Here is a 25,057-nt window from a genome sequence, read left to right on the forward strand (position 1 = left end):
TTTTGCATTAGTCTAAATAAGACTACTTTTGCTTGCCAAATCGAGGGAAGTTCTTATTTATACAAAATTATGCGCTTACAATTTTTACTATTCTTCATGCTAATCTGCGCGGCTGCAAGTGCCCAGACCGGCAATATAAAAGGACAAATCAAGACCGGATCCGGCGAAGGCGCCGAATCCGTCAACATTATTTTGAAAGGAACAGGCAAAGGAACCGTCACAGCTGCTGATGGTTCCTTTGAATTTTCAGGACTGAATGAAGGCAATTATCAGCTGATCGGAACGGGAGTTGGTTTCAAACGCATCGATAAGACCGTTTCTGTAAAAGCGAATAAAACCGCCACGTTGGAAATTACTGTAACCGAAGACGCGCAGGAATTGCAAGCCGTAGAAATCACTGGCAACAGGGAATCGAATTACAAAAATGACCTCTCATTCATCGCCAGCAAAACCGCAACGCCGATCAAGGAAGTGCCGCAGGCGATCAGTTACATTACCAAGGAAGTAATGCGCGATCAGGGAACATTCCTGATGGGTGATGCCGTGAAAAATATGAGCGGCGTGAATCAATTCACATTTTACGACGATCTTACTATCCGCGGTTTCCGCATGAACGGCGGCAGCACAACGCAATTGGTGAACGGATTAAGGACATTTTCAGGGTTTTGGAAACAGCCACCCGTGAATTATCTGGAAAGGGTTGAAGTAATTAAAGGCGCTGCATCCGCATTATATGGAAACACTTCACCGGGTGGAACGATCAACCGCGTGACCAAAAAACCATTGACCACGCCACAAAAATCCTTAACGTTTACGACCGGTAGTTTCAACACATTACGCACACTGGCCGACTTCACAGGCCCGATGAACGAAAGCAAAACATTGCTTTACCGCCTGAATCTGGGTTATGTAAATGCCCAAGGCTTCCGTAATCTACAATTTGACAAAAACATCATCGTCGCGCCATCCGTATCATTCCTGCCGACCGACAAAACACGCATCAACTTCGACCTCGTATACAACCGCTCGAACAGCCGCCTGGACCGTGGACAATCTGTAAAAGGAAATGACCTTTATTCCAGCTCGATCAAAACTTCGCTGAATGCGGTGAATGATTATTTGAATGAAGAAACTTACCTGATCACCACGTCACTAAATCATCAATTTACCAAAAACACATCATTCAATCTTGCTTACCTGCGAACCGGTTATTCCGAAGATCTTTTGGAACACAGAAGCAGTAATACCAATGCTGTGGACTCAGCTGGAAAAGTGATAGATAACCTGGTTGCAAGGCAAGTTTTTGTCAGAAAAACAAAATCGTTCATGGACAATGTTTCTCTGTTCCTGAACCATAATTTCAACACCGGAATTGCTGAGCATAAAGTTGTTGCAGGTTACGATTACATTCAATCCGTAACGCCGAAAGGCTCGGGTCAGCAAACGGCGAGCGGTTATTTACTCAAAGCAGGTGGAGCCGGAGCTTATAATGCCAAAACACCTGAAAAGTATGTTTTTTACGATTATACGGAGAATGGCGTAACACGCAGCATTCCAAAGCCGAATATTTCGCACTACGACTTGTCGCTGCAAAACAACAGCATGGAAGATCCTTCCAAATACATTTATAATGTGGTAACAAACGCCTCCACAACACCTGTTTTTTACAAGCTGCATGGTCTTTATTTACAGGAACAATTGAAGATTAATCGTCTGCAAATCCTGCTTGGCTTGCGCTATGACACCTATATTGATAAAAAAGGTTACACGACAAGTAAGGAGCAGGACGTAACGCAGCACGCACTTTTACCGCGTATCGGAGCAGTGTATACGCTTACCAGCAACATCAACGTTTACGGAACTTACACGAAGGGCTACAATCCGCAAGATGCCACCGTGCAGAGCGATCCGTTATCCGGCGGGCCATTCGATCCGATCCGCAGCAGCTTGTATGAGGCCGGTTTAAAAACGGAATGGCTCGATGGCAGGCTAACCGCCAATGCATCGGTGTATCAGATCGAGCAAAGCAACACACTGTACTCAGCCAACGCGCCTGAAAACCCGAACTTAATGCAGCAGATCGGCGGAGAAATTGCAAAAGGTGTTGAATTTGACGTGACCGGGAACATTCTTCCAAACTGGAACCTGATCGTCGCTTACAGTTACAACGATGCCAAAATCACCGATGCAGGCTCCCGGGCAACGGATCAGGTGCTGGTTAACAAGCAAAAACCAAATGCACCAAAAAACCAGGGAAGCATCTGGACCAAATATACATTTGTGAACGAGGCGTTAAGCGGATTCGGGATCGGCTTAGGTGGAAACTTTGTGACCGAGCGTAACGTGTCCATCAACAACACGCAGACATTGCCCGGCTACGCATTGCTGAACGGCGCCATTTATTATAAGATCGACAAATTCCAGTTCCAGGTGAACCTGAACAACCTGGCCAACAAAACTTATTGGGTAGGCGGCTACGATTATCTGCGCCTTTTCCCAGGAGCGCCGAGGAATTTTATGGCAACGATTTCATATACATTCTGATAGCATGTAACTATTCTTAAACCTTTAACTGTGAAAAAAGCACTTAAAAAACTTGCGTCGCAACTGCATTTATGGCTGGGGATTTCCTCCGGCCTTGTGGTTTTTATAGTGGCCCTGACTGGAAGCTTGCTTGTTTTTGAAGACGAGCTCGAACCGGTTATTGATAGCAAATTTCACATTGCCGCCATCCACGAAGGAAAACCCCGCCTGCCGCTCGACCTCTTAACCGCAAAAGTTTCCGACGCCTTTCCCAACAAAAAGTTACTCCGTGTCACCATTGAAAGAGAAGCTGACCGCAATGTGATTTTCGGTCTGAAAAATGGTAAAAAGGAAAAAGATATCTTGTCCGTGGCTGTTGATCCTTATTCAGGACAAATCGCATCGTACAGAATCGAGCAGGATGCTTTTTTCAGCGTTGTGCTACGGCTTCACCGTTATTTATGTCTGGAAGAAACAGGAAAAGCGATCACCGGAATCTCCTGTGTCATGTTCCTGATCATTATGATCACTGGCCTGGTAATGTGGTGGCCAAATAGAAAGAATCGCAAGCAACGCTTCACGATCAAGTGGAATGCCAAATTCAAGCGGCTTAATTGGGATCTGCACGCCATTTTGGGTTTTTACGCGCTTCCTTTTGTCTTCGTAATCGCGATCACCGGGTTAGTATGGAGCTATAAATGGGTCAATAACATCATCTTCATGACCTTTGACGGCATACCTCAGCAGAAAAGGGAAGCACCTGCGAACATTCAACCTATCGATAATCACAAGGACATTTTTTTTCAAAAGATTTACACACAAACCAATCAGCAACTGCCTAATCCCGGCAAAATAGTCATTACCCTGGCTGATTCTGACAGCCTATCCGTCACCGTTTCCAAAGCCGATGACCATGCTGCGATCAACAACATTGTTAATTTCCTGTATTTTGACAAAAACAATGGTCAATTGATCAAAAAGCGCCTTTACGCCGAGGAAACGAAAGGCATGAAAGTGAGACGCCTGATTTATCCCATCCACACTGGAAGCTTACTAGGCTGGCCTACTAAAATCCTTGCTTTTTTAACGGCGCTCATTGCCGCTAGTTTGCCTGTTACGGGGGTTATTATTTGGTTAGGGAAGAAGAAAAAGGGTAATAAAGTGGCCCGGGCGGGCGCAGTTGACAGCAGGAATGTGCGGAGAAAGTCGGTTGTCACCAACTAATTTTGAAGGCAATTTGCATGTTGTTACATGCTTCCGGCATTGCGGGTTTGCATCAATTTTCTTCGCGACCAATATTGCATGCCTCCGGCATTTCAATGTTGCACGTTAATTTTTGCTACTAAATTGCACGCCTCCGGCGTTTGCTAATGCGGTGCACCGATTTTCTAGCAACCTTGCATGCCTCTTGCACTATAATTCCCGCGATTACTTTTGCTACCAACATTACATCGCTTCCTGATTTACATGCACTGAAAGTCCCAGAGGGACGAAATATTGGTAGCACGTTAGTCAGACATCCAAAACGCAAATCCCGGAGGGATGTAACAACATGCACGAATGCAATTGAACAATTGTGGACTTTACCCACAAATCCTACATTTGTTTAATGAAAAAATTTACCTCTGTCGAGGAAGCGTTTGAATGGTGGCTTGCGAACATTTATCAAACGCTACCCGCTGACACAAAGGAAGGTAGATATCGAAATGCGTGGCGCGATTACACATTCAAAAAAGGAATCTCACAAAAACGCATGAAAGAGATTCTATCCGATTTTGGCGACATTGATGAAAAGACAACTATCACTTTTAAGCTGAGGTAAAAAAATTTGAACATTTAGTGTGGGATTTCCCCACAGTATCAACAGCTAGATTGAATGCAAAACGGCCTCGCCAAAACGCAATGATGTATGCTGTTACATGCCTCCGGTATTTCTTATTTTACATACCTCTATTTTTTTCAACCACGCGGCGGCCGCCAAGATCGCATCGCTCCGCGATTAACACTTACACTACCACCAAGCTAATTCTTGCAAGCACGAAATGCCAGAGGCATATAACAAGATGCGTGACGTTACTGACTTGGTTAAACCAGAGACTTTCCAAGTCTTCAAGACTTGGAAAGTCTGCAAGAATACGAGCTAAAAATTTATCCTATTACAGCTCCAAAAACATTAGAGGAACCATTGAATTGCGGATGTATGAAACGCTGTTAAAGCAAAACGGCCTTGTTAAAACGCAATGATGTATGCTGTTACATGCCTCCGGCATTTCTTATTTTACATACCTCTATTTTTTTCAACCACGCGGCGGCCGCCAAGATCGCATCGCTCCGCGATTAACACTTACACTACCACCACGCTAATTCTTGCAAGCACGAAATGCCAGAGGCATATAACAAGATGCGTGACGTTACTGACTTGGTTAAACCAGAGACTTTCCAAGTCTTCAAGACTTGGAAAGTCTGCAAGAATACGAGCTAAAAATTTATCCTATTACAGCTCCAAAAACATTAGAGGAACCAATGAATTGCGGATGTATGAAACGCTGTTAAAGCAAAACGGCCTCGTTAAAACGCAATGATGTATGTTGTTACATGCCTCCGGCATTTCTTATTTTACATACCTCTATTTTTTTCAACCACGCGGCGGCCGCCAAGATCGCATCGCTCCGCGATTAACACTTAACACTTCTACCAAGCTAATTCTTGCAAGCACAAAAATGCCAGAGGCATGAAATATTGGTAGCCGCCGCGCGGTAGAAAAAGAAACGACCGACCCAAACGCAAATCCCAGAGGGATGAGACAAGATGCGTGACGTTACTGACTTGGTTAAACCAGAGACTTTCCAAGTCTTCAAGACTTGGAAAGTCTGCACACCTCAATAAACCTTCGCCAGCAAATGCGGCCGCTCTGTTTCCAATTTCAAAATCAACTCCCCGAACAACGTATTAACCCAAGCAAACCACTTCCTGGTAAACTTGGACTGGTCGTCTTTGTCGAAGGATTCGTGCATGAAGCCGGTGTTGTTGTGGGTTGTTTTGAGGAGTTTTAGTTGGGCTTCGATTTCTTTTTCATCCGTGGATGTGATGGCTCGGGCGATGATCCCCATCGGCCAGATCTGGTTCACCAATGTATGTGGGCTGCCTAGACCTTCGCCTGCTTTTCCTTTGAAGAAATAAGGATTGGAATCGCTCAGGACAAATTTTCTTGTGTTAATGTAAATAGGATCTTTCACAGACATTGCGCCCAGATAAGGCATGCTAATCAAGCCTGGAATTCCCGCATCGTCCATGAGCAGATAGTTGCCAAAACCATCCACCTCAAATGCATAAATCTTGCCGAATTCCGGATGCGGATAGACAGCGTATTTTTTCAATGCAGTCTCAACTTCCGTTGCCAACGCTTTGAAATCGCCTGCCAGCTTCGCGCCTTCGCCCCCTACTTTTTCCAACATTTCAGCTACTTCACGGAAAGAAACCACGGCGAAGAAATTAGACGGAACAAAAAACGGATACATGGCCGCATCATCAGAAGGGCGGAATGTGCTTGCTATCAGCCCATTTGGCTTGATCGGATTACCATAACCATTGCCGGGAACGGTGTCCGTTGACCAGGAAGTGACGCGACCAAACTTGTATGGGCCTGGGCCGTCTTTGCGCTGCTGCTCTTTGCAGGTTTTGAGGATTAATCCCATTGCCTTCGTCCAATCAGCATCGAATGGCGTCGTGTCTCCTGTTACTTTCCAATAATTATAAGCAAGGCGAATGGTGTAACAAAGCGAGTCCAGCTCCCATTTGCGTTCGTGAAGCATCGGCTTCATATCCGTTACGTCTTTTGTCCACTCACTTTCTTTTGGCCGGTCGTAAAATGCGTTGGCGTAAGGGTCGATGATGATGCATTTGGTCTGACGGTTGATGAGGCCGGCGACCATATCCCTCAATTTCGCGTCTTCTTTGAGCAATGGCAAATAGGGCCAAACCTGCGCCGTGCTGTCGCGGAGCCACATAGCGTCGATGTCGCCTGTTATAACGAATGTGTCGGGCTTTCCGTCGATGGGCTTGTAGTGGACAGTTGTATCAATGGTGTTGGGAAAACAGTTTTCGAAAAGCCACGCCAGTTCCGGGTCTTTAATCACCTTTTTCATGCGGGTAATCGTGGCTTCTACGGCTGGGCTGGTAAAACTGCGCTTGTCGGCCGGAACGCGAACGACTGGAAAATCAGCAGCAGCGTTTTTGGCAAATGACCATTTCGAAACGGCCATTCCGGCCACAGCCATTGCACTGGCTTTTATAAATGTTCTCCGATGAGAACTGCTGGTTTGAGGCATAGGATTCAGGTAAAAAGGATTTATTAAAAAATTTTAAAGAAGCAATTTAGGCAAAAATCCGTCATCGCGGACAGCATTAGGCAGGAGTGGCAGCATAAGCAAACGACTATCAAACTGCAATAGTCATGTGATCATACGTGTGCCCAAGAAAATCCTTTTCGCCAGCCACCTGAAAACCTACTTTTTCATAGATCTTTCTGGCATCCGGATTCACGTGATCCACAATTAACCCGACGCGGTTGAAATGCTTTGATGCGGCCAGTTCGCAGCATGCATGGAGCAGCTTTTTACCAATTCCCTTTCCCTGATGCGCCGGATCAACATTCACACAATCAATGTAAAACTCCCCTGCTTCCGTTTCGTCACCCGGTGAAAAATTTGGGTCTGATTCACGGAGCACTTTTAGAACAGGCGCACGTAATTCATGCAGGCGTGCGCCGTCATAGCCTACAATGGAGCCGATCACACTGTTTTCATCTTCGTAAACCAATGTATTTTCATAGCTATATTGATTGCCCTTACTCCCAATAAAACCCTCCATGAGCGGAATAGCGTCGTTTGGATCGTCGGATTGGGCGAATATGCAGGCAATGTGGCCTAATGCTAAAATGATAAGCGGAGCCAGGGCAGGAGCATCTTCTGATGCGGCGGGTCTGATCATATAATCGACAATTTGTATCTATATTTTGCAAGAATTTGACTCACCTCGGAAAAATAGGTCAAAATCGAGTCAGTACTAATCAAAAGACGTAAAGTTTTTAGCACTATTTTGTTTTAAAATTGTATTGCCCAAAATCCGATCATTAACCTAGTAATAAATATGTCTCAAAAAATTAATGTTGCAATCGTTGGTCTTGGCTTCGGAGCCGAATTTATCCCCATTTACCAGCAACATCCCAATGCAAACATGTACGCTATTTGCCAGCGTACAGAGTCAAAACTGAATGAAATTGGTGACCAATATGGCATCGACGTGCGCTACACAAGTTACGATGACCTTTTGAATGATCCGAATGTAGACGCCGTACACATTAATTCCCCTATCCCCAATCACGCAGAGCAAACTTTGAAGGCATTACGCGCTGGCAAGCACGTGGCCTGCACAGTGCCGATGGCGACGAGCGTGGAGGATTGCATCGAAATCGTGAAAGCGACCAAAGAATCGGGCAAAAAATACATGATGATGGAAACTGTGGTTTACGCGCGGGAATTCCTTTTTGTAAAAGAATTGTATGAAAAAGGCGAGCTTGGAAAGGTTCAGTTCCTGAAAGCAAGTCACCAGCAGGATATGGAAGGCTGGCCCGATTACTGGCCTGGATTGCCTCCTATGCATTACGCAACGCACTGCGTAGGCCCGGTTGCAGGACTTTTGAAACTGGAAGCAGAATATGTTTCCTGCTTTGGTTCAGGAACAATCAGTGAAGATTTGGCAAAAATCCACAATTCTCCTTTTGCAGTTGAATCTGCGCATATTAAATTTAAGGACAGCGACTTATCAGCTTATGTGTATCGCTCGTTATTTGACGTGGCGCGTCAGTACAGAGAAAGTTTTGAGGTTTACGGAAGCAAGAAATCTTTCGAATGGCCATTGATCGAAGGCGAAGATCCCGTGATCCACACAGCTAAAAAACCGGAACACGAGATTGCGGAGAAAGTGGCAACGCCTGATTACGCACATTATTTGCCAGAAGAAATCCGTCATTTCACTGGAAAAGGCGTTTATAACCTGGATGAAAATGCGCATTTGTCATTTGTACAAGGAGGCGGCCACGGCGGCTCACACCCGCATTTGGCCCATGAGTTCATTAGCGCATTAATAGAGGACCGCGAGCCATTCCCGAATGCCTGGCAGTCGGCGAACTGGACGAGCGTAGGGATTTTGGCGCACGAGTCAGCGTTGCAAGGCGGGGCATTGATACAGTTGCCGGATTTTAAAAACGTATAAATCAAATAACAGACTTTCCAAGTCTTGAAGACTTGGAAAGTCTCTATACAAACCAAACCCAATGAAAACCAAAGCGTTATCCTTTTTACTTGGTATTGTCCTGCTGGGCTGTGCCTCTCAGCCTTCATCGCAGAATGCGTCGGTGAAGAGCTCTTCGGCCAAGAGTGAGGCCGGAAAGGCGCGGCGTCTGGAAATCCTGTTTCTGGGAGACAACGGACATCACAAGCCTGCCGAACGCGTTCCGCAGATCATGGCTGCATTAGGCCCGAAAGGTTTCAACTTTACCTACACGGATAACCTGAACGACCTTAATGCTGAGACACTTAACAAATACGACGCCCTGATGCTTTATGCAAACTGGGATTCCATCGCGCCGCAGCAAGCGAAAGCATTGCTGGATTACGTGGCGAGCGGAAAAGGTTTTATCCCCATTCACTGCGCATCGTATTGTTTCCGCAATAACCCGGAAGTGGTGAAGCTGATCGGCGGCCAGTTCTGGAGACATACGTGGGACACCATTCAGCCTGTTTGGACAAAACCGGATCATCCTGCAATCGCTGGTGTGAAGGATTTCAAAACGGTGGACGAAACCTATTTGCACGAAAAATTACAACCCGACAACATTGTTCTCACAGAACGTTTGATCCAAAAAGATCAGGAAAAAGACAGACCGGGGCAGCAGAAAGAGCCTTATACATGGGTGAGAACGCACGGAAAAGGCCGCATTTTTTACACGGCTTACGGCCACGACGAACGTACCTGGTCGGTTCCTGGCTTTCAGGATATGATTGAAAAAGGGATTCTTTGGGCGGTTAATGATGATGCTAGAAAATCATTGGCAGCTTTGGCGCCAAAACCTTTTGAATATCGCGCAGCCAAACTTCCTAACTACGAGCAACGCCCTGGCCCGCAAATGCAGCAATTGCCTTTGTCGCCAGAAGAATCTGTAAAACACATTCAAATTCCGGTTGACTTCACATTGGACGTCTTCGCGCATGAGCCAGACGTTATGCACCCAATCGCGATGACCTGGGATGAGCGCGGCAGACTGTTTGTTTTGATCACAAAAGATTATCCAAACGAGCGCAAAGACACAGGCGGAAGCGATTACATTTTGATTTGTGAAGACACCAATAAAGATGGCAAAGCCGATAAATTCACGAAGTTCTCAGACGATCTGAGCATTCCGACAGGTTTGGTTTTTGCCAATGGCGGAATCATCGTTTCGCAAGCGCCGCATATGTTGTTTTTGCAAGATACAAATGGTGATGACAAAGCGGATGTAAAGAAAATCCTCTTCTCAGGCTTCGGAACGGGCGATACGCACGCCGGACCTTCTAACCTGCATTATGGATTCGACAACTGGGTTTACGGATCGGTTGGTTATTCAGGTTTCAAAGGAAAATTCGGAAGCGCAGATTCCTTGAACTTCGGACAGGCACTTTTCCGCTTCAAGCCGGATGGAACTGATATGGAAATTGTTGCAAAAACATCTAACAACACGTGGGGACTTGGTTTCAACGAAGCGGGCGATCTTTTTGGCTCAACGGCCAACAACTCGCACGGCTGGTATAGCGCCATTCCAAACAGATATTTTGGTAAAAGCAAAGTCGATAACGGAAGCCGCAGCACGGATACGCACAAAGATATGCAGCCAATCACGCCGAAAGTGCGTCAGGTGGACGTTTTTGGCGGGTTTACAGCCGCAGCCGGACATAATTTTTACACGGCAAGAGCATTTCCAAAGAAATATTGGAACAATGTCGCATTCGTTTCTGAACCTACGGGGCACATTTTGCACCAAAATTTCATGACTCCGAAAGGAACAGACTTCGAGGATGCATTAGGATTCAACTTACTGGCTGGTGCGGATGAATGGGTTGCTCCTGTGTTTGCAGAAGTTGGTCCTGACGGCGCTGTATGGGTGGCTGACTGGTATAGCTACATTATTCAGCATAACCCGACCCCAAAAGGATCTGAAAACGGTAAAGGAAATGCATATGAGACCGATTTGCGTGATTTTACGCATGGTCGTTTGTATCGCATTGGCTGGAAAAATGCGCCGAAATATACGCCAATCGTTTTGAGCAAAGACCGCCCCGACGAGCTGGTTGCAACATTGAAAAACACCAATATGCTATGGCGCCGTCACGCGCAACGCCTTTTGGTGGAACGTGGACAGAAAGATGTTGCGGCTAAATTGGTTGAGCTGGTTAAAGACAAATCAGTTGACGAAGTTGGCCTGAACACCGCTGCCATTCACGCATTGTGGACATTGCACGGTCTGAAAGCCATTGAAGATCCGCAGGTTTTAGCTGCCGTAACGGAAGCATTGAAACACCCATCTGCTGACGTGCGCAAAACGGCCGTTCAAGTGTTGCCACGGAATCCTGCAACTGCTCAAACATTGCTGACTGCCGACGCATTGCACGACAAAGCACCGCTTGTGGTGTTGAACTCATTGCTTGCATTCTCCGAAATTCCTTACACGCCGGAAGTTGAAACCGCTGTTTTGGGATTGATGGACACTTATGCACAGCCAGAAGATCGCTGGATGCCGGACGCTTTTGCAGCGGTTTTAAATGCACAAGATGGCAAATTGCGCGAAAAATATCTGGCACAACGTGCTGGCAAAGCTTCTTCTGCAACCGCCTCAACGCAAAAAGCAGACGCAGCCAAGTCGATGGATCACAGCAACATGGACCACAGCGCGCACGCCGCAGCTGCTAAGCCAACTGTTGAAGGTTCCGCTGAACTGGCGATTACAAATATTTCTATTGAGCCCAAAACACCTTACGTTCGTGAATACGCACGTGTGGTGATTGAAATTACAAACCAAGGCACAGTGGCAGTTCCAAAAGAGCTGGTTCCTGTTGTGAATGTAGGCATCAGAAGCCGTTCATTGAACACCAACTACATCAGCCGCCAGCTTACCAATGGCATCGCACCGGGTGAAACGGTGAAACTGACTGAGGGAAATAACGGTCCTTGGAAATCAGGTTTCGGCTTTACATCGGATGAGTCTGGTAAGGTGAATATCACGGCGACTGTGGATGTTGACAATGTTGTTCCTGAAAAGGATGAGAACAAAAACAACACCATGAGCAAAAGCTTTGAAGTGAAGCGTATGGATAAATTGTCTGATTTTGCTTTGGAGCGCGCAACGCGCGGTTACACTTCCTATGCAAGCGGCGACGATGTTTTGAAACTAATGAAAACAGCACAAACACTTGATCCACAAGGACGCAATGCAATTTTCAAAGGAATCGTCGGCGCATGGAATCCGAAACGCAAGGAAACCGCAAATGACGAAGGCAAAACATTGCTGGCTTCTGTAAAAGGCGACCTTCCGGAAGATTTGAGTGCTCGTTTCACGACATTGATGGAATCTTACGGCATTAAGGAAGAAGTTGCAGTTGACCCGAATGTTCAGGTGGTTCAAATCAAAGCGATCCGCGAAGAAATGAAGTTTAGCTTGACAGAATTCACTGCCATTGCGGGTAAAACGATTGAACTCGTTTTCGAAAACCCGGACGCCATGCAGCACAATGTTGTCGTTGGAAAACCAAAATCAACAGAAATTATCGGCGCAGCTGCTGACAAAATGATTACTGCAAAAGATGGCGCAGAGAAAAACTACGTTCCAAACATTCCGCAAGTGCTGGCAGCAACGCCACTTGTGAATCCGGGACAAACTTTCCGCCTGAAATTCGTAGTGCCTGATGTTGTAGGCGACTATCCTTACGTCTGCACATTCCCAGGTCACTGGAGATTGATGAAAGGCAACATGAAAGTGATTAAAGAGCAGGCGGTTTTGAGTAAATAATTCAAGAATTCGAGGCATAATGTCTCTATAATCGATCCTGGGTGCAACTTTTCCCGCACCCAGGATTTTTTGTTTTAAACAAAACAGCTATCATTACATTGCAGGCACCATTTCAATGAAAGTCGTTCAATTCACTATTCCCGTTTCCAAGGAGCACACCATTGTGGTGCAGGAAGACGTTTTGCCACATTATTATAATCATTTGCACAGGCACCGGGAAGTTCAGATCGAGTGGGTTGTGGAAGGCTCCGGCATCCTCATTGCCGGCAATTATATGCAGCGGTTCGAGTCTGGCGAAGTCTACATTATCGGCGCCAATCAATCGCACATTTTCAAAAACGACGAAGCCTATTTCAATCCCGAAGAGAAAAAGCAGATCCATTCCGTTTCCATTTTCTTCAATCCGATGCAGCTCCATCAAAACATTCTAAGTCTGCCCGAAATGGTAAGCATCAGGAAATTTGTGGACGGCCTGCACAATGGTTACCAGATTCCAGAATCATCATTAAAACTTGTCCAAAAAACGATTTCAGAATTAAAACAAAACAAAGACAGCTTGCGGGTCGCGTCATTCATTTCGCTGCTGCATTTGTTCTCCACCATCCGCGACATTAAACCGCTGGCGACCAACAACAGCGAACAGATCATTTCCGAAGTGGAAGGAATCCGCATGGACCAGATTTTCCAATATTTGGTCACCAATTACAAAAGGCACATTTCCCTGACCGAAATCTCCGAAGTCTCCAACCTAACGCCCCAGGCCTTTTGCCGTTATTTCAAAAAACACACCGACAAAACATTCATCAGTTTCCTCAACGAAGTCCGTGTAAACGAAGCTTGCAAAATCATCATCTCCGGAAAATTCGACAGCTTCTCCGACGTCAGTTACCAAACCGGATTTGATAATGTGACCAATTTTAATCGGGTTTTTAAAAAGATCATGGGAAAGTCCCCCAGGGAATTTCATAAGGATTTCCGTGAGCGGGTTGGGTGAAGGTCTTTTAAACAAAAGGCTATGCAGCAGCTTTTCCAATCTCTATCCCATATTTCATGATCTCATAAGCAACAGGATTGGAGCTTTGAAAATCCTGAACAATAAATGGATGCGGTTCAATGCGCAGATCAATATCTCTCCGCAGTTTCATCATGGCAATCTGCGTCTCCATAATGTCTTCTGAGCGGTCTAAGACAAGCGCTATATCAATGTCGCTATCCAAATGACTATTTCCTCTGGCGAACGATCCAAAAAGAAAAGCCTGTTTCACTGGATAAATTCTATTTACCAGGTCAACATATTGCTGCGCGATTATGATTGCCTCTCCTTGATCCATGATCGTAACGTTTGAATTTTCTCAAACCATTCACTTGTATACTCTTCGGTGCACTTTTGATAGAACAACTGTTTGTAACTATCATAACGCGTATTCATATTAAATGTCGTGATAGTGTCCATCCAATCCAAATGTTCCCGAGAGAAATTTAATTCCGTCAATTTTGCTAACCTGGTCAAATCATGAGTAAAAGGCGCATGGTTAGACAACTTCTTCACAACCAAAGCTTTCAGTAGTTTTTCAATCACAATGTGTCCGACAAACAAAGCCCAATGGAAATCTTTGGATTGAAACAAGTGCCGCATGGTCTCAAAGTCTTTGTCAGACATTTGAATCCAGTGTTTATAAATTTTCTCTATGTCTAGTGTGTCTGCCATAATAAATTGTTTTGCCAAACTTACATAAAATTCCAAGCCCAGCCATTTTTCAGCATTACCATAGGTTTTATTTCAAATCTCCCCTATTTTGGAGCTTTGCATCACTTTCTGGTTAATCGGCTTTGGGAAAAATGAATGCTCCTTATTGGAAAATATGGGTTGATACGGGTGGGACTTTTACGGATTGCCTGGCAATTGATCCTGAGGGGAATAAAACCAGGTTGAAAGTTTTGAGCTCTGGCTGTGTGCGGGGACGGGTTGTTGGGAAAATTAGTGAGAGCACATTTCAATATGCTGCTTCCTGGCCGTTTAATGCTGTTTTACTGAAAGGTTATATATTGCGCTTGCTTGAAAATGGGTCAATTAGCAAAGTCGTTTCAGTTAATTCTTCTAATCAGACATTCAAGCTGGAAAATGATCTTCCATTTTCTCAAAACGCAGATTTCGAGATTTTCAGCGGTGAAGAAGCGCCGGTTTTTGCAGCAAGGTTATTGACCAAAACAACACTTGGTGAAACATTACCAGCGCTGGAAATGCGGCTCGGCACCACGAAAGGAACCAACGCTTTACTCGAAAGAAAAGGAGCTAAAACACTTTTAATCGTTACCAAAGGTTTTAAAGACTTGCTTTACATCGGTAATCAGCAACGCCCTTCCCTGTTTCAACTCGACATTCCCGAACCGAGATTGCTTTATTCCGAAGTTCTGGAAGTCGAAGAACGGTTGGATGCTTCGGGAATTGTAATTCAAGATTTGAGGGCTGATAGTTTGACAGCATTAGCATTCTCAAATAGCGCAGATTCTATTGCTGTTTCGCTGTTACACGCCTATCAAAACAATGCGCATGAGCTTTTGGTTGAGAAAGCTTTCATAGAAAATGGAGCGAAATACATTTCCGTTTCGTCCAAACTTTTCCCATTCTCCCATTATCTGCGCCGCACACAAACGGCTGTGGTGAATGCTTATCTCGATCCTGTTTTAGATCAATATTTGAGTAACATTAAATTTCAGTTGGGTGACGGAAGCTTAAAAGTCATGACCAGCACAGGCAGCCTCTCCGAAGTCAACGGCTTCCGCGCGAAAGACAGCTTACTAAGCGGACCGGCTGGTGGAATGATGGCGGCGGCTAATGCTGGAAAACGGCTTGGGTTTCCCAAATTGATCACATTTGATATGGGCGGCACGAGTACGGATACTGCCTTGATTGATGGGCGGCCGGAGCTGAAATACATTACGGAAATTGACGGGATTGAATTCCATAACCCAACATTAGCGATTGAAACCGTAGCGGCAGGCGGCGGTTCGATTTGCTGGTTTGATGGATTTTCACTGCAAGTCGGGCCGGAAAGTGCCGGGGCTTCGCCTGGACCTGCGTGTTATGGAGCCGGTGGGCCGCTTACGATTACGGATGTGAACTTGCTTTTGGGAAAACTGGATGCCTCTAAATTTGGCATTCCCGTTCGGGCTGACGCGGCTTTGGCGGCGCTAACCGCTTTGCAAAACAACATTGAAACGCAAACTGGAAACTCGCTTTCATTTCAAGAGTTGTTATCCGGCCTCGAAAGCATTGCCAATGAGAAAATGGCTGATGCCATCCGTAAAATATCTGTTGAAAAAGGCATTAACCCTGCGGATTTTGCACTAATCACATTTGGCGGAGCAGGCGGATTACACAGTTGTCAGCTGGCCGATTTGCTGGATATTCAAACCGTGATCATTCCTTACGATGCGGGACTTTTTAGTGCGGTGGGAATGGGCGAGGCGCTGATCAGCACCATTGTTTCAAAACAAATCCTGCTCCCGTGGCGAAAAGCGGAGGATCAAATTGACCATTGGAAAAACGAGCTTTTGCAGGAAGGCGCCGCAAAATTGCAAGATCAGGGAGTTAATGAGTTTGAAACTGCCTTTTGCTACGTTTACCTGCGCTTTGCCGGACAGGAAAATACAATTGAAGTCAATTACGCAGGCGCTGGAACATTAAATGCTTTTGAAAAACTTTACACGGCGCAATTTGGCTATTATCCTTCGAACCTGACGGTTGAATTGGAAAGTTTAAAGTTAATGGTTCAAGAGAAAGCAGTTCCTATTGAACCAGAAACGATCATTAAAGAAGGAAATTCAGCAAATGCATTAAGAAGCGTTAGTCCTTTATTTGAAACTAACTCATTTGAAACTGAAAAAGCAAATCATGACACTGAGGCAAGCCTTTTCGAATGGGATCAACTTTCGGCAGATGATCAAATTACTGGCCCCGCGATCTTATTAAACAACACTTCCACAGCCTACATCCCGAAAAACTGGAAACTCATCATTCAGAACAGCAAGGATGCTATTGCTTATAAGACTTCGAAAACCGGTATTATAGCTGAAAAACAAAGCGAGGAAGTTGCATTGCAGCTTTTTACGAATCGTTTCAAATCAATTGCAGACGAAATGGGCGTTCAGTTGCAGCGGACTGCATTCTCCGTAAATGTTAAAGAGCGGCTCGATTTTTCGTGTGCATTGCTGGATCAGGATGGCGAGTTGCTGGTGAATGCACAGCATATTCCGGTGCATTTGGGCAGCATGGGCATTTGCGGGAGGCTGGTTAAAGAGGCGATTGAAATTGGCCCGGGCGATGTGATCATTACGAACCATCCGAAATACGGCGGCTCGCATTTGCCTGACATTACATTGATTTCCGGCATTTTTACGCAGGGAAACATTTGCATTGGTTACGTCATCAACCGCGCGCACCATGCGGAAGTGGGAGGGAAAACGCCGGGTTCGATGCCGCCGGATGCGACTTGTCTGGCCGAGGAAGGGGTTATTATTTTACCTCAATATTTGATCAAAAACAATGTATTTCAATGGGATAACATGCGCAGCCTTTTCACAGAAGGCCCCTATCCTACCCGGCATTTCTTGTCGAATGAAGCCGACATTATCGCCGCTTTGTCTGCATTAAGGAAAGGCAGTGAGCAAATGTTGAGATTGGTCGATTTGCATGGATTGGAAACGGCCCGAAAATACATGCGGCTATTGAAAGAAAATGCGGTTGCCCAGCTTCAAACTGCATTGATTCCGCTGCAAGGCAAAACTTTCGAAGCAACCGAATTCCTTGACGACGGCCATCGCATTCAGGTGAAAGTCGCTATAACCACCAAAAAGCAGGTTTTCGACTTTACCGGCACTTCCAATGTGCATCCTAATAACCTGAATGCAAACATTTCGATCTTATACAGCGCAATTTTATATGTATTAAGGTTATTGGTAAACAAGGAAATTCCGTTGAATGACGGCTTGATGAAGAATGTGGACATTATCCTGCCCGATAACAGCTTTCTACACCCCAACTTTTCCGACGATCCTTTCCAATGTCCGGCCGTGGTCGGCGGGAACACGGAAGTGAGCCAGCGGTTGGTGGATACATTGCTTAAAGCATTCGGATTGGCGGCTTGTAGCCAGGGGACGATGAATAATTTCCTTTTCGGTGACGAGCAATTTGGCTATTACGAAACCATCGGCGGCGGAACCGGCGCTGGTCCGGGCTTTCATGGCCGGTCTGCCGTGCACCAGCACATGACCAACACACGCATTACCGATCCTGAGCAGTTGGAACGCAAATATCCGGTGCGCTTATTGGAATTCGGCATCCGAAAAAATTCCGGTGGAAAAGGAACATTCAATGGCGGCGACGGCATTGTGCGGAAATTCGAATCTCTGAAAACATTGCAAGTGACTTTAATGGGACAACACAGAAAATACGCACCTTATGGATTGAATGGCGGAGAGGATGGAAAATGCGGCGTGCACACATTGATTAGTGGAGACAAAACATCGTTATTACCCGGAATTTGCAGTTTGAAAGCAAAGGAAGGCGATATTCTGGTTATCGAAACGCCGGGTGGCGGTGGATTTGGTTAAAATTTGATATAAAAATGGCAAGCAACAAATCCTCCAAAGCATTACTAGGCGCTGCATTCCTGATGGCAACCTCGGCAGTTGGACCGGGTTTTCTGACGCAGACGACCGTTTTTACGCAGCAACTCGCCACCAGTTTCGGCTTTATCATTCTGCTGACGGTCATCATTGATCTTTGTGCACAATTCAATATCTGGCAAATCATCACCGTTTCGGGAAAACGCGCGCAAGAACTTGCTAATGAATTGTTTCCTGGACTTGGTTATATGCTGGCATTTTTGATCGTGATCGGCGGTTTTGCATTCAACATTGGCAATGTGGCCGGGGCTGGATTGGGTTTAGAGGCGATGACGGGCGTGAATGTGAAAGTCGGGGCGGTTTTGAGCGCGGCGATTGCGATTGGGATTTTTCTGTTTAAAGAAGCCGGAAAAGCGATGGACATTTTCAGCCGAGTACTCGGAATGCTGATGATTGTCTTGATCCTATATATTGCCTTCACCTCACACCCGCCACTGATTTCCGCATTGCAGCACACCATTTTACCTGAAAAATTTGACGCGATGGCGGCGGTAACTTTGGTGGGCGGGACGGTCGGCGGATACATTTCGTTTGCGGGCGCGCATCGGCTTCTGGATAGCGGGATTAGCGGCGAGGCTTCGCTGCCGCAAGTGAATCGCAGCGCTGCGACAGGCATTTTGATCACGTCCGTTATTCGCTATTTATTGTTCCTGGCAGCATTAGGCGTGGTTTTGTCCGGCGCTACCATTAATCCCGAAAATCCAACCGCTTCCATTTTCGAACAAGCCGCAGGATCGGCGGGACGGCAGATTTTTGGTCTGGTAATATGGAGCGCAGCCATTACTTCCGTAGTCGGCGCGGCTTACACTTCGATTTCTTTCGTCCGTTCATTTCATCCGTTTTTGGAAAAACACCATTCTGCGTTAACCATTATCTTCATCGTCATTTCCACCGCTGTATTTGCAATGATTGGCAAGCCGGTGAAAGTGCTGGTTTTTGTGGGAACATTGAATGGCTTCGTTTTGCCCGTTGCGCTGGCTATTTTGCTGATTGCGAGTGGAAAATCGCGGCTCATGGGCACTTACAAACATTCGCGCGTGCTGCTGGTGATGGGCTGGCTCGTTGTTGCGGTCATGGCGGCATTGGCATTTGGAATCTATTAACCTAGCGAATCAGAATGTGCACCATTGTTTATTCTAAGCTTCTGCACATATCCCGAATTAAATCCTCTGTTTTAACCCAAAAGCAAAATCAAAGATTGAAATAAGTTAATATCGGTAAAAAAGGCGCTAATTATAACGAAGTTTATTGCTTAACGGAAAGGTAATTTTACCCATACGAAATTGAAGATAATCTCTCTTAGTATGGCGCAAAATTCCAGTCAAAAGCTTCGTTTGCTGACGCTCTTTGCCGGCTCGCTGATCACAATGTTTTCCCAAAAAAGCATTGCCCAGCAATCCGCATTGCCTCCTTATCATCCCGATGCTTCCGAAATCAGTGCATCTTACAAGCACATGGAATTGATGGATTCTGTGACCAAAGGGACGATTTTGAAGGCAACGATTCAGCCGACATGGCAATCGGACGGACATTCTTTTTGGTATAGAAATGTGCTGAAAGACAGCCTTACGGAATACGTTTTTGTAAATCCGGCAACAGGGAAAAAGACGAGTCCACTAGACAAAAAAGAACTGGCAAACGCAATTTCGAAAACGCTGGATTCAACATTGTCTGCCGATAAATTGTTGCTTAGCGAGATTTATTCAGACCCTAAAAATCAAACCTTATTTGTACAAACAACGGGCAAGTGGTTTGCATTTGATACAAAAACCAAAACAGCTAAAAAGCTTGACAAACTGCCTATCGAACGCCCAAAAGAAATTGGCTGGACAAGGCCGAGAAGTCGGTGGAGACCGTTCCGGGCAGACAGCACTTCGCCGGACAAAAAGCTTACGGCAATTGTCAGAAACGGAAACATTTATTTAACCAAAAAACAAGAAAAAGATGCTCAGCAGCTCACATTTGAAGGGAATTCGCTGAAACCTTTTGGCGAACTCAGCTGGTCGCCGGATGGAAAATACATTGTTGCTTACCGGATTACGCCGCATGAAGAACGGCAGATCAGCATCATTATGTCATCGTTGCCGAACACGACGCGCGGCGAAGTGAAAACGCGTGGTTATGCACAGCCGGGCGATGAATTTACGTCTTATGAAATGTTTGTGGTGAATGTGGAGACTAAGGCGGTGACCAAAGTCAAATCGGACATGATCGACTTTTTCGAGGCGCCGGTTATTCGTTGGCGGCATGGGGATAACACGCATTTTACTTACGAAAAAGTGGACCGCGGGCATCAGCGTTTCCGGGTGATTGATGTGGATGCGGCGACGGGCGAAACGCGGAATGTGATTGACGAAAAAACGGAGACATTTATTTACCAAAATCTGATTTACACGCATTACCAACCCGAAAAACATGAGATCATCTGGTATTCTGAAAAAGACGGATGGCGGCATTTGTATCTGGTCGATGAGCTTTCAGGCGAGATCAAAAATCCGATTACAAAAGGCAACTGGGTGGTTCGTGACATTGACAGCATTGATACACAAAAACGCGAAGTGTGGTTCCGCGCGAGCGGCATGAACACGGAGGAAGATCCTTATCACATCCATTATTATAGAATTAAATTCGATGGCAGCGGCCTTGTAAAATTGACGGATCATGCGAAAGCAACGCACCAACTCACTTTTTCGCCCGACCGCATTTATTACATTGACACTTACTCAACGATGATGAGCCCGCCGGTTTCTGAGTTGCGGAAAACGGCGGATGGCTCATTAGTGACCAAACTCGAAGAGGCAGACATTTCACAATATCTGGCGTTAGGCTTCCAGTTACCCGAGATTTTCAAGGCGAAAGGACGCGATGGCGAAACGGATATCTGGGGCATTGTTTACCGGCCAAGCAAGTTTGATCCGACTAAAAAATACCCGATTATCGAGAACATTTACGCCGGTCCGCATGATTCGTTTGTGCCAAAAGCATTCCGTTCTTATGGCGAAATGCAGAGCATGGCAGAGCTTGGATTTATCGTGGTCCAAATGGACGGCATGGGCACCGCGAACCGCTCGAAAGCGTTTCATGATGTATGTTGGAAAAACCTCGCCGATGCCGGTTTTCCGGACCGCATTGCCTGGATGAAAGCATTGGCCTCAAAATACGCTTACATTGATTCGACCCGCGTGGGCATTTACGGCACGTCGGCGGGCGGTCAAAATTCGCTGGGTGCCTTACTTTTTCATCCTGGTTTTTACGATGCTGCGGTTTCGGCCTGCGGATGTCATGACAACCGCGTGGACAAGCAATGGTGGAACGAGCAATGGATGGGTTACCCCGTCGGCAAGCATTACGACGAGCAATCCAACATTACCAACGCCGCCAAATTGCAGGGCGACTTGCTGCTAATCGTCGGTGAAGCTGACACGAATGTGCCGCCGGAATCGACTTACCGAGTTGCGGATGCATTGATCAAATCGAACAAAGATTTTGAATTGCTGGTCGTGCCGGGCATGGGCCACAGCGACGGCGGGACTTACGGAAGAAGGAAAAAGAGGGACTTCTTTGTAAACAAATTGTTGGGGGTAACGCCTCCGAATAGGAATAAAACAGACCTAACACCACAGTAAAAATATCATTATAAGTCTGCCGGTTTAATGTATCAGGTTGCAAAATAGCAACCCACGGGAGACGTATATCCAAGGTCGTTACAAAAATCACCATCTAGCTTTTGACACATGAATAAACAATTATCCAGACTTATTCAGGAAGTGGCCTGTTACCTGCTTTGCAGTGTCGCCATGCTGCTCGTCCTGCCAGGAAATGTACAGGCAGCCGATCGCCAGATTACCGGAACCGTGGTTTCAGCGGAAGACAAAAATCCGCTACCGGGTGTAACCATTATTGTGAAAGGAAATAATACGATAGGAACAGCGACAGACAACGAAGGAAAATTCAAAATGACCGTTCCTGAGGACGCAACGCTGATTTTGAGCTACATTGGTTATACGAGCCAGGAGTTGGTTGTGGGAACTCAGAGCGATTTTACCATTGAAATGGCTTCGGACCAGAAACAGCTTTCGGAGGTGGTCGTGATCGGTTACGGAACGCAGAAAAAGGGCGATATTACGAGTTCGGTTGCGAGCATTAAGCGTGAGGATTTTATTAAAGGAACGGTTCGCGATGCCGCGCAATTGATTCAAGGGAAAGTGGCCGGTTTGCGCATAACAACGCCCAGCGGCTCGCCTACTTCCAACACGCAGATTAACCTCCGTGGGATTAACTCCATTAACGGAACTTCTGCGCCTTTGATCCTGATTGATGGGATTCCGGGCGGATTGAACACCGTTGCGCCGGAAGACATTGAATCTGTGGATGTTTTGAAAGATGGATCTGCCGCTGCCATTTACGGAACGCGGGCAACGGGCGGTGTAATTTTGATCACCACGCGTAAAAACCGCAACAACACTTCGCGGTCGAGCGTGGAATATTCGAATTATGTAAACATTCAGACCATTGCGCGCAGACCTAATCTGCTGACGGGCGACGATTATCGTAGAAAAATCAGCGAAGGCATTGATTATCAAGACTTCGGCGGCAACACCGACTGGCTGGATGAGATCACACAAAAACCTGTGAGCCATAATCACAACCTGACATTCTTTGGCGGAAACAGCACAACGAATTTCACAGGATCGGTGAATTACAGGAACTGGGAAGGGCTGTTTTTGAGATCAGGACAAAACCGCTTCACAGGCCGCGCCGACCTCAACCACGCGATGTTTGACAATAAATTGAAGACGAACATTCAGATTATCAACCGCATTACTTCGTCTAATGGAGCGGTTTCACCTGTGGATAATGATGCAGCTTATGGCTATGCTTACCGCCAGGCAATGATTAGAAATCCAACGGACCGCGTGAGAACGGAAACAGGCGCTTGGCAGGAAAGGGACGGTTATTTTTATGAAAACCCGGTTTCGCTTTTGAACGAATCAAACTATGAAGCCAAGTTCAAAGAAATGCGGATGAGTGGAAGTCTGGATTATGCGCCGATTGCCGATTTGAATTTCAAATTATTGGTTTCAAATGTGCAAAACAGCAATCTGGAAGGCGGTTCAACCACATTTAACCACACGGCGACGCGCCTTAGCAACCAGAATTCGACCGCATTCAGAAGCACCGACGCGAACAACGAAAACCTGCTGGAATTCACAGGAAATTATGCCAAAACGTTTGGTAAACACCGCTTTACATTGCTAGGCGGTTACAGCTGGCAGGATGCAACCTTTGAAGAATTCAGCGCAAGCAACTGGGATTTCCCAACTGACGCTTATGATTGGAACAACCTGGGTGCGGGCGGTGCTTTGCAAAAAGGGCAAGCCGGTATGGCAAGCAGAAAAAACAAATGGCAATTAGCCGGATTTTTTGGGCGCTTAACATATAGTCTGGATGAAAAATATCTGTTTATGGCCAGCGTTCGTCGCGAAGGTTCATCCAGATTTGGGATTAACAACCAATGGGGAACATTCCCTGCGGCTTCCGTGGGTTGGAGAATCAGCAAAGAGCGTTTTATGGAAGGGCTTACAGGCGTTTCTGAAATTAAGTTAAGAGCGGGGATTGGTGTCACGGGAACCATCGCGAGTGATCCATATTTGTCACAGATCAGCTACAATTTTACGCGTACGGAAGGTGCATTTATCGGTGGAAAATGGGTGCCGGGTTTTGTGCCGGCGCGTAACTTCAACCCGGATTTACGCTGGGAGAAAAAAGAGGAGATTAATGCCGGTGTAGATTTTGGTTTCCTGAAAAACAGGATCAATGGTTCGGTTGATTTTTACAGTCGCAAGGTGAAAGATCTGCTTTACGATTTCCCCGTTCCGGTTCCTCCTTACCTGATCGGTTCTATGCTGATCAATGCTGGAACCATGAAAAACGAGGGGATGGAAGTGCTTTTGAACATTGTACCCATTCAAACTGCTAACTTGCAATGGAACACCGGATTCACTTACTCGACCAACAGAAACAAACTGGTGAGTCTTTCCAATGATCAGTTTCAGGCAGCAAACGACTTTTTTGACGATGGTTACACGGGCGAGCCGATCCAGGTTTCTACGCACCGTGTGAAAGTGGGCGAGCCTATCGGACGGTTTTTTGTTTGGAAAAGTGTAGGTGTTGATGAAAATGGCGCTTGGTTAGTTGAAAACAAAGATGGTGAAGTGATCCCTATTGCGAATGCGACGCCGGAAGACCGTCAGTATTACGGAAATGGCATTCCAAAACACAATGTTGGCTGGAACAACTCGGTTCGTTATAAAAACTTCGACCTGGCTGTAAACATGCGCGGCGCATTCGGATTCGACATTCTGAACTTCCAGAGCATGTTTTATAACAACCCAAGAAACAAGGCTTACAACATGCTCAAAACGGCCTATGATCCGATCGATGGTAAAGTGCTGAACAATGAGCTTGTTTATGTTTCCAATTACATTGAAAAAGGCGATTACTGGAAGATCGACAATGTTACGTTTGGCTACACGCTTCCTAACCTGAAAGGCCTGAAAAATGCCCGGATTTTTGTTTCCGGCCTTAACCTGGCCACCATCACAGGTTACACCGGCATTGACCCCGAAGGCGTAGACATGACCGGCTTCTTCCCGGGAAGTGACCAGCGCGACAAATATCCGACGACCCGGACTTTCACAGCAGGCCTTAGTGTAACATTCTGATCCACAGCAAAATTTTGAAACA

The 25,057-nt window shown here is 46.1% G+C and carries 14 protein-coding genes; 10 read left to right on the forward strand and 4 right to left on the reverse strand.

Translation table 11 applies throughout. The annotated features are described in order from the left end of the window. The first annotated feature begins 69 nt into the window (after positions 1-69). The 3 genes from MUK70_RS20630 (at position 70) to MUK70_RS20640 (ending at position 4,345) form a co-directional block, all read left to right on the forward strand. The gene (locus MUK70_RS20630) at positions 70-2,544 is read left to right on the forward strand and encodes a TonB-dependent receptor (RefSeq protein ID WP_234654933.1); all 2,475 of its coding nucleotides are present in this window, start codon (positions 70-72) and stop codon (positions 2,542-2,544) included. 30 nt (positions 2,545-2,574) lie between these two features. Further along, entirely contained in the window at positions 2,575-3,747 is a 1,173-nt protein-coding gene (locus tag MUK70_RS20635; protein WP_234654934.1) for a PepSY-associated TM helix domain-containing protein, read from the forward strand. A gap of 385 nt (positions 3,748-4,132) precedes the next feature. Beyond that, positions 4,133-4,345 (forward strand): hypothetical protein, encoded by a 213-nt coding sequence (locus MUK70_RS20640; protein WP_234654935.1) that lies wholly within the window; start codon positions 4,133-4,135, stop codon positions 4,343-4,345. A 1,057-nt stretch (positions 4,346-5,402) separates the two neighbouring features. Here the strand turns inward: MUK70_RS20640 and MUK70_RS20645 are convergent. Together MUK70_RS20645 and MUK70_RS20650 are read right to left on the reverse strand one after the other, a co-directional pair. After that, on the reverse strand, positions 5,403-6,851 hold the full coding sequence (locus tag MUK70_RS20645) for a glycoside hydrolase family 125 protein (protein WP_234654936.1): 1,449 nt from the start codon (positions 6,849-6,851) through the stop codon (positions 5,403-5,405). 109 nt (positions 6,852-6,960) lie between these two features. Beyond that, positions 6,961-7,512, reverse strand: coding sequence for a GNAT family N-acetyltransferase (locus MUK70_RS20650; protein WP_234654937.1), 552 nt, complete (start codon positions 7,510-7,512; stop codon positions 6,961-6,963). A 159-nt stretch (positions 7,513-7,671) separates the two neighbouring features. Between MUK70_RS20650 and MUK70_RS20655 the strand changes: the two genes are divergently transcribed. From MUK70_RS20655 to MUK70_RS20665, 3 genes are all read left to right on the forward strand, one after another. Then, the gene (locus MUK70_RS20655) at positions 7,672-8,796 is read left to right on the forward strand and encodes a Gfo/Idh/MocA family protein (RefSeq protein ID WP_234607875.1); all 1,125 of its coding nucleotides are present in this window, start codon (positions 7,672-7,674) and stop codon (positions 8,794-8,796) included. A 61-nt stretch (positions 8,797-8,857) separates the two neighbouring features. Continuing rightward, positions 8,858-12,622 (forward strand): PVC-type heme-binding CxxCH protein, encoded by a 3,765-nt coding sequence (locus MUK70_RS20660; RefSeq protein ID WP_234654938.1) that lies wholly within the window; start codon positions 8,858-8,860, stop codon positions 12,620-12,622. 115 nt (positions 12,623-12,737) lie between these two features. Further along, positions 12,738-13,616: an AraC family transcriptional regulator gene (locus MUK70_RS20665; RefSeq protein WP_234607877.1), complete on the forward strand. Its 879-nt coding sequence runs from the start codon at positions 12,738-12,740 to the stop codon at positions 13,614-13,616. Positions 13,617-13,635: 19 nt separating this feature from the next. Here MUK70_RS20665 and MUK70_RS20670 read toward each other — a convergent pair whose 3' ends face one another. Together MUK70_RS20670 and MUK70_RS20675 are read right to left on the reverse strand one after the other, a co-directional pair. Next, entirely contained in the window at positions 13,636-13,953 is a 318-nt protein-coding gene (locus MUK70_RS20670) for a nucleotidyltransferase domain-containing protein (RefSeq protein WP_234607878.1), read from the reverse strand. Continuing rightward, a complete protein-coding gene (locus MUK70_RS20675) occupies positions 13,929-14,330 on the reverse strand; it encodes a HEPN domain-containing protein (RefSeq protein ID WP_234654939.1) in 402 nt (133 codons plus the stop codon). The genes MUK70_RS20670 and MUK70_RS20675 overlap by 25 nt, the downstream gene beginning before the upstream one ends. 131 nt (positions 14,331-14,461) lie before the next feature. Here MUK70_RS20675 and MUK70_RS20680 point away from each other — a divergent pair, with 131 nt between their 5' ends. From MUK70_RS20680 to MUK70_RS20695, 4 genes are all read left to right on the forward strand, one after another. Then, a complete protein-coding gene (locus tag MUK70_RS20680; RefSeq protein ID WP_234654940.1) occupies positions 14,462-18,235 on the forward strand; it encodes a hydantoinase B/oxoprolinase family protein in 3,774 nt (1,257 codons plus the stop codon). Between the two features lie 14 nt (positions 18,236-18,249). Then, positions 18,250-19,413 (forward strand): NRAMP family divalent metal transporter, encoded by a 1,164-nt coding sequence (locus MUK70_RS20685; RefSeq protein ID WP_234654941.1) that lies wholly within the window; start codon positions 18,250-18,252, stop codon positions 19,411-19,413. Between the two features lie 201 nt (positions 19,414-19,614). Beyond that, positions 19,615-21,936, forward strand: coding sequence for a S9 family peptidase (locus MUK70_RS20690; protein ID WP_234654942.1), 2,322 nt, complete (start codon positions 19,615-19,617; stop codon positions 21,934-21,936). A gap of 108 nt (positions 21,937-22,044) precedes the next feature. Beyond that, entirely contained in the window at positions 22,045-25,035 is a 2,991-nt protein-coding gene (locus MUK70_RS20695) for a SusC/RagA family TonB-linked outer membrane protein (RefSeq protein WP_234654943.1), read from the forward strand. The last annotated feature ends 22 nt before the right edge of the window (positions 25,036-25,057 follow it).

Origin of the sequence: Dyadobacter chenwenxiniae, assembly GCF_022869785.1 — a bacterium.
In the GTDB taxonomy this organism is placed as follows: Bacteria; Bacteroidota; Bacteroidia; order Cytophagales; family Spirosomataceae; genus Dyadobacter; species Dyadobacter chenwenxiniae.

Bases quoted from the DNA above. Each gene is read 5' to 3' on its own strand.
- MUK70_RS20695 (WP_234654943.1), top strand. From the start codon at position 22,045: ATGAATAAACAATTATCCAGACTTATTCAGGAAGTGGCCTGTTACCTG.
- MUK70_RS20650 (WP_234654937.1), bottom strand. From the start codon at position 7,512: ATGATCAGACCCGCCGCATCAGAAGATGCTCCTGCCCTGGCTCCGCTT.
- MUK70_RS20690 (WP_234654942.1), top strand. From the start codon at position 19,615: ATGGCGCAAAATTCCAGTCAAAAGCTTCGTTTGCTGACGCTCTTTGCC.
- MUK70_RS20680 (WP_234654940.1), top strand. From the start codon at position 14,462: ATGAATGCTCCTTATTGGAAAATATGGGTTGATACGGGTGGGACTTTT.
- MUK70_RS20640 (WP_234654935.1), top strand. From the start codon at position 4,133: ATGAAAAAATTTACCTCTGTCGAGGAAGCGTTTGAATGGTGGCTTGCG.
- MUK70_RS20660 (WP_234654938.1), top strand. From the start codon at position 8,858: ATGAAAACCAAAGCGTTATCCTTTTTACTTGGTATTGTCCTGCTGGGC.
- MUK70_RS20655 (WP_234607875.1), top strand. From the start codon at position 7,672: ATGTCTCAAAAAATTAATGTTGCAATCGTTGGTCTTGGCTTCGGAGCC.
- MUK70_RS20685 (WP_234654941.1), top strand. From the start codon at position 18,250: ATGGCAAGCAACAAATCCTCCAAAGCATTACTAGGCGCTGCATTCCTG.
- MUK70_RS20630 (WP_234654933.1), top strand. From the start codon at position 70: ATGCGCTTACAATTTTTACTATTCTTCATGCTAATCTGCGCGGCTGCA.
- MUK70_RS20645 (WP_234654936.1), bottom strand. From the start codon at position 6,851: ATGCCTCAAACCAGCAGTTCTCATCGGAGAACATTTATAAAAGCCAGT.
- MUK70_RS20665 (WP_234607877.1), top strand. From the start codon at position 12,738: ATGAAAGTCGTTCAATTCACTATTCCCGTTTCCAAGGAGCACACCATT.
- MUK70_RS20675 (WP_234654939.1), bottom strand. From the start codon at position 14,330: ATGGCAGACACACTAGACATAGAGAAAATTTATAAACACTGGATTCAA.
- MUK70_RS20670 (WP_234607878.1), bottom strand. From the start codon at position 13,953: ATGGATCAAGGAGAGGCAATCATAATCGCGCAGCAATATGTTGACCTG.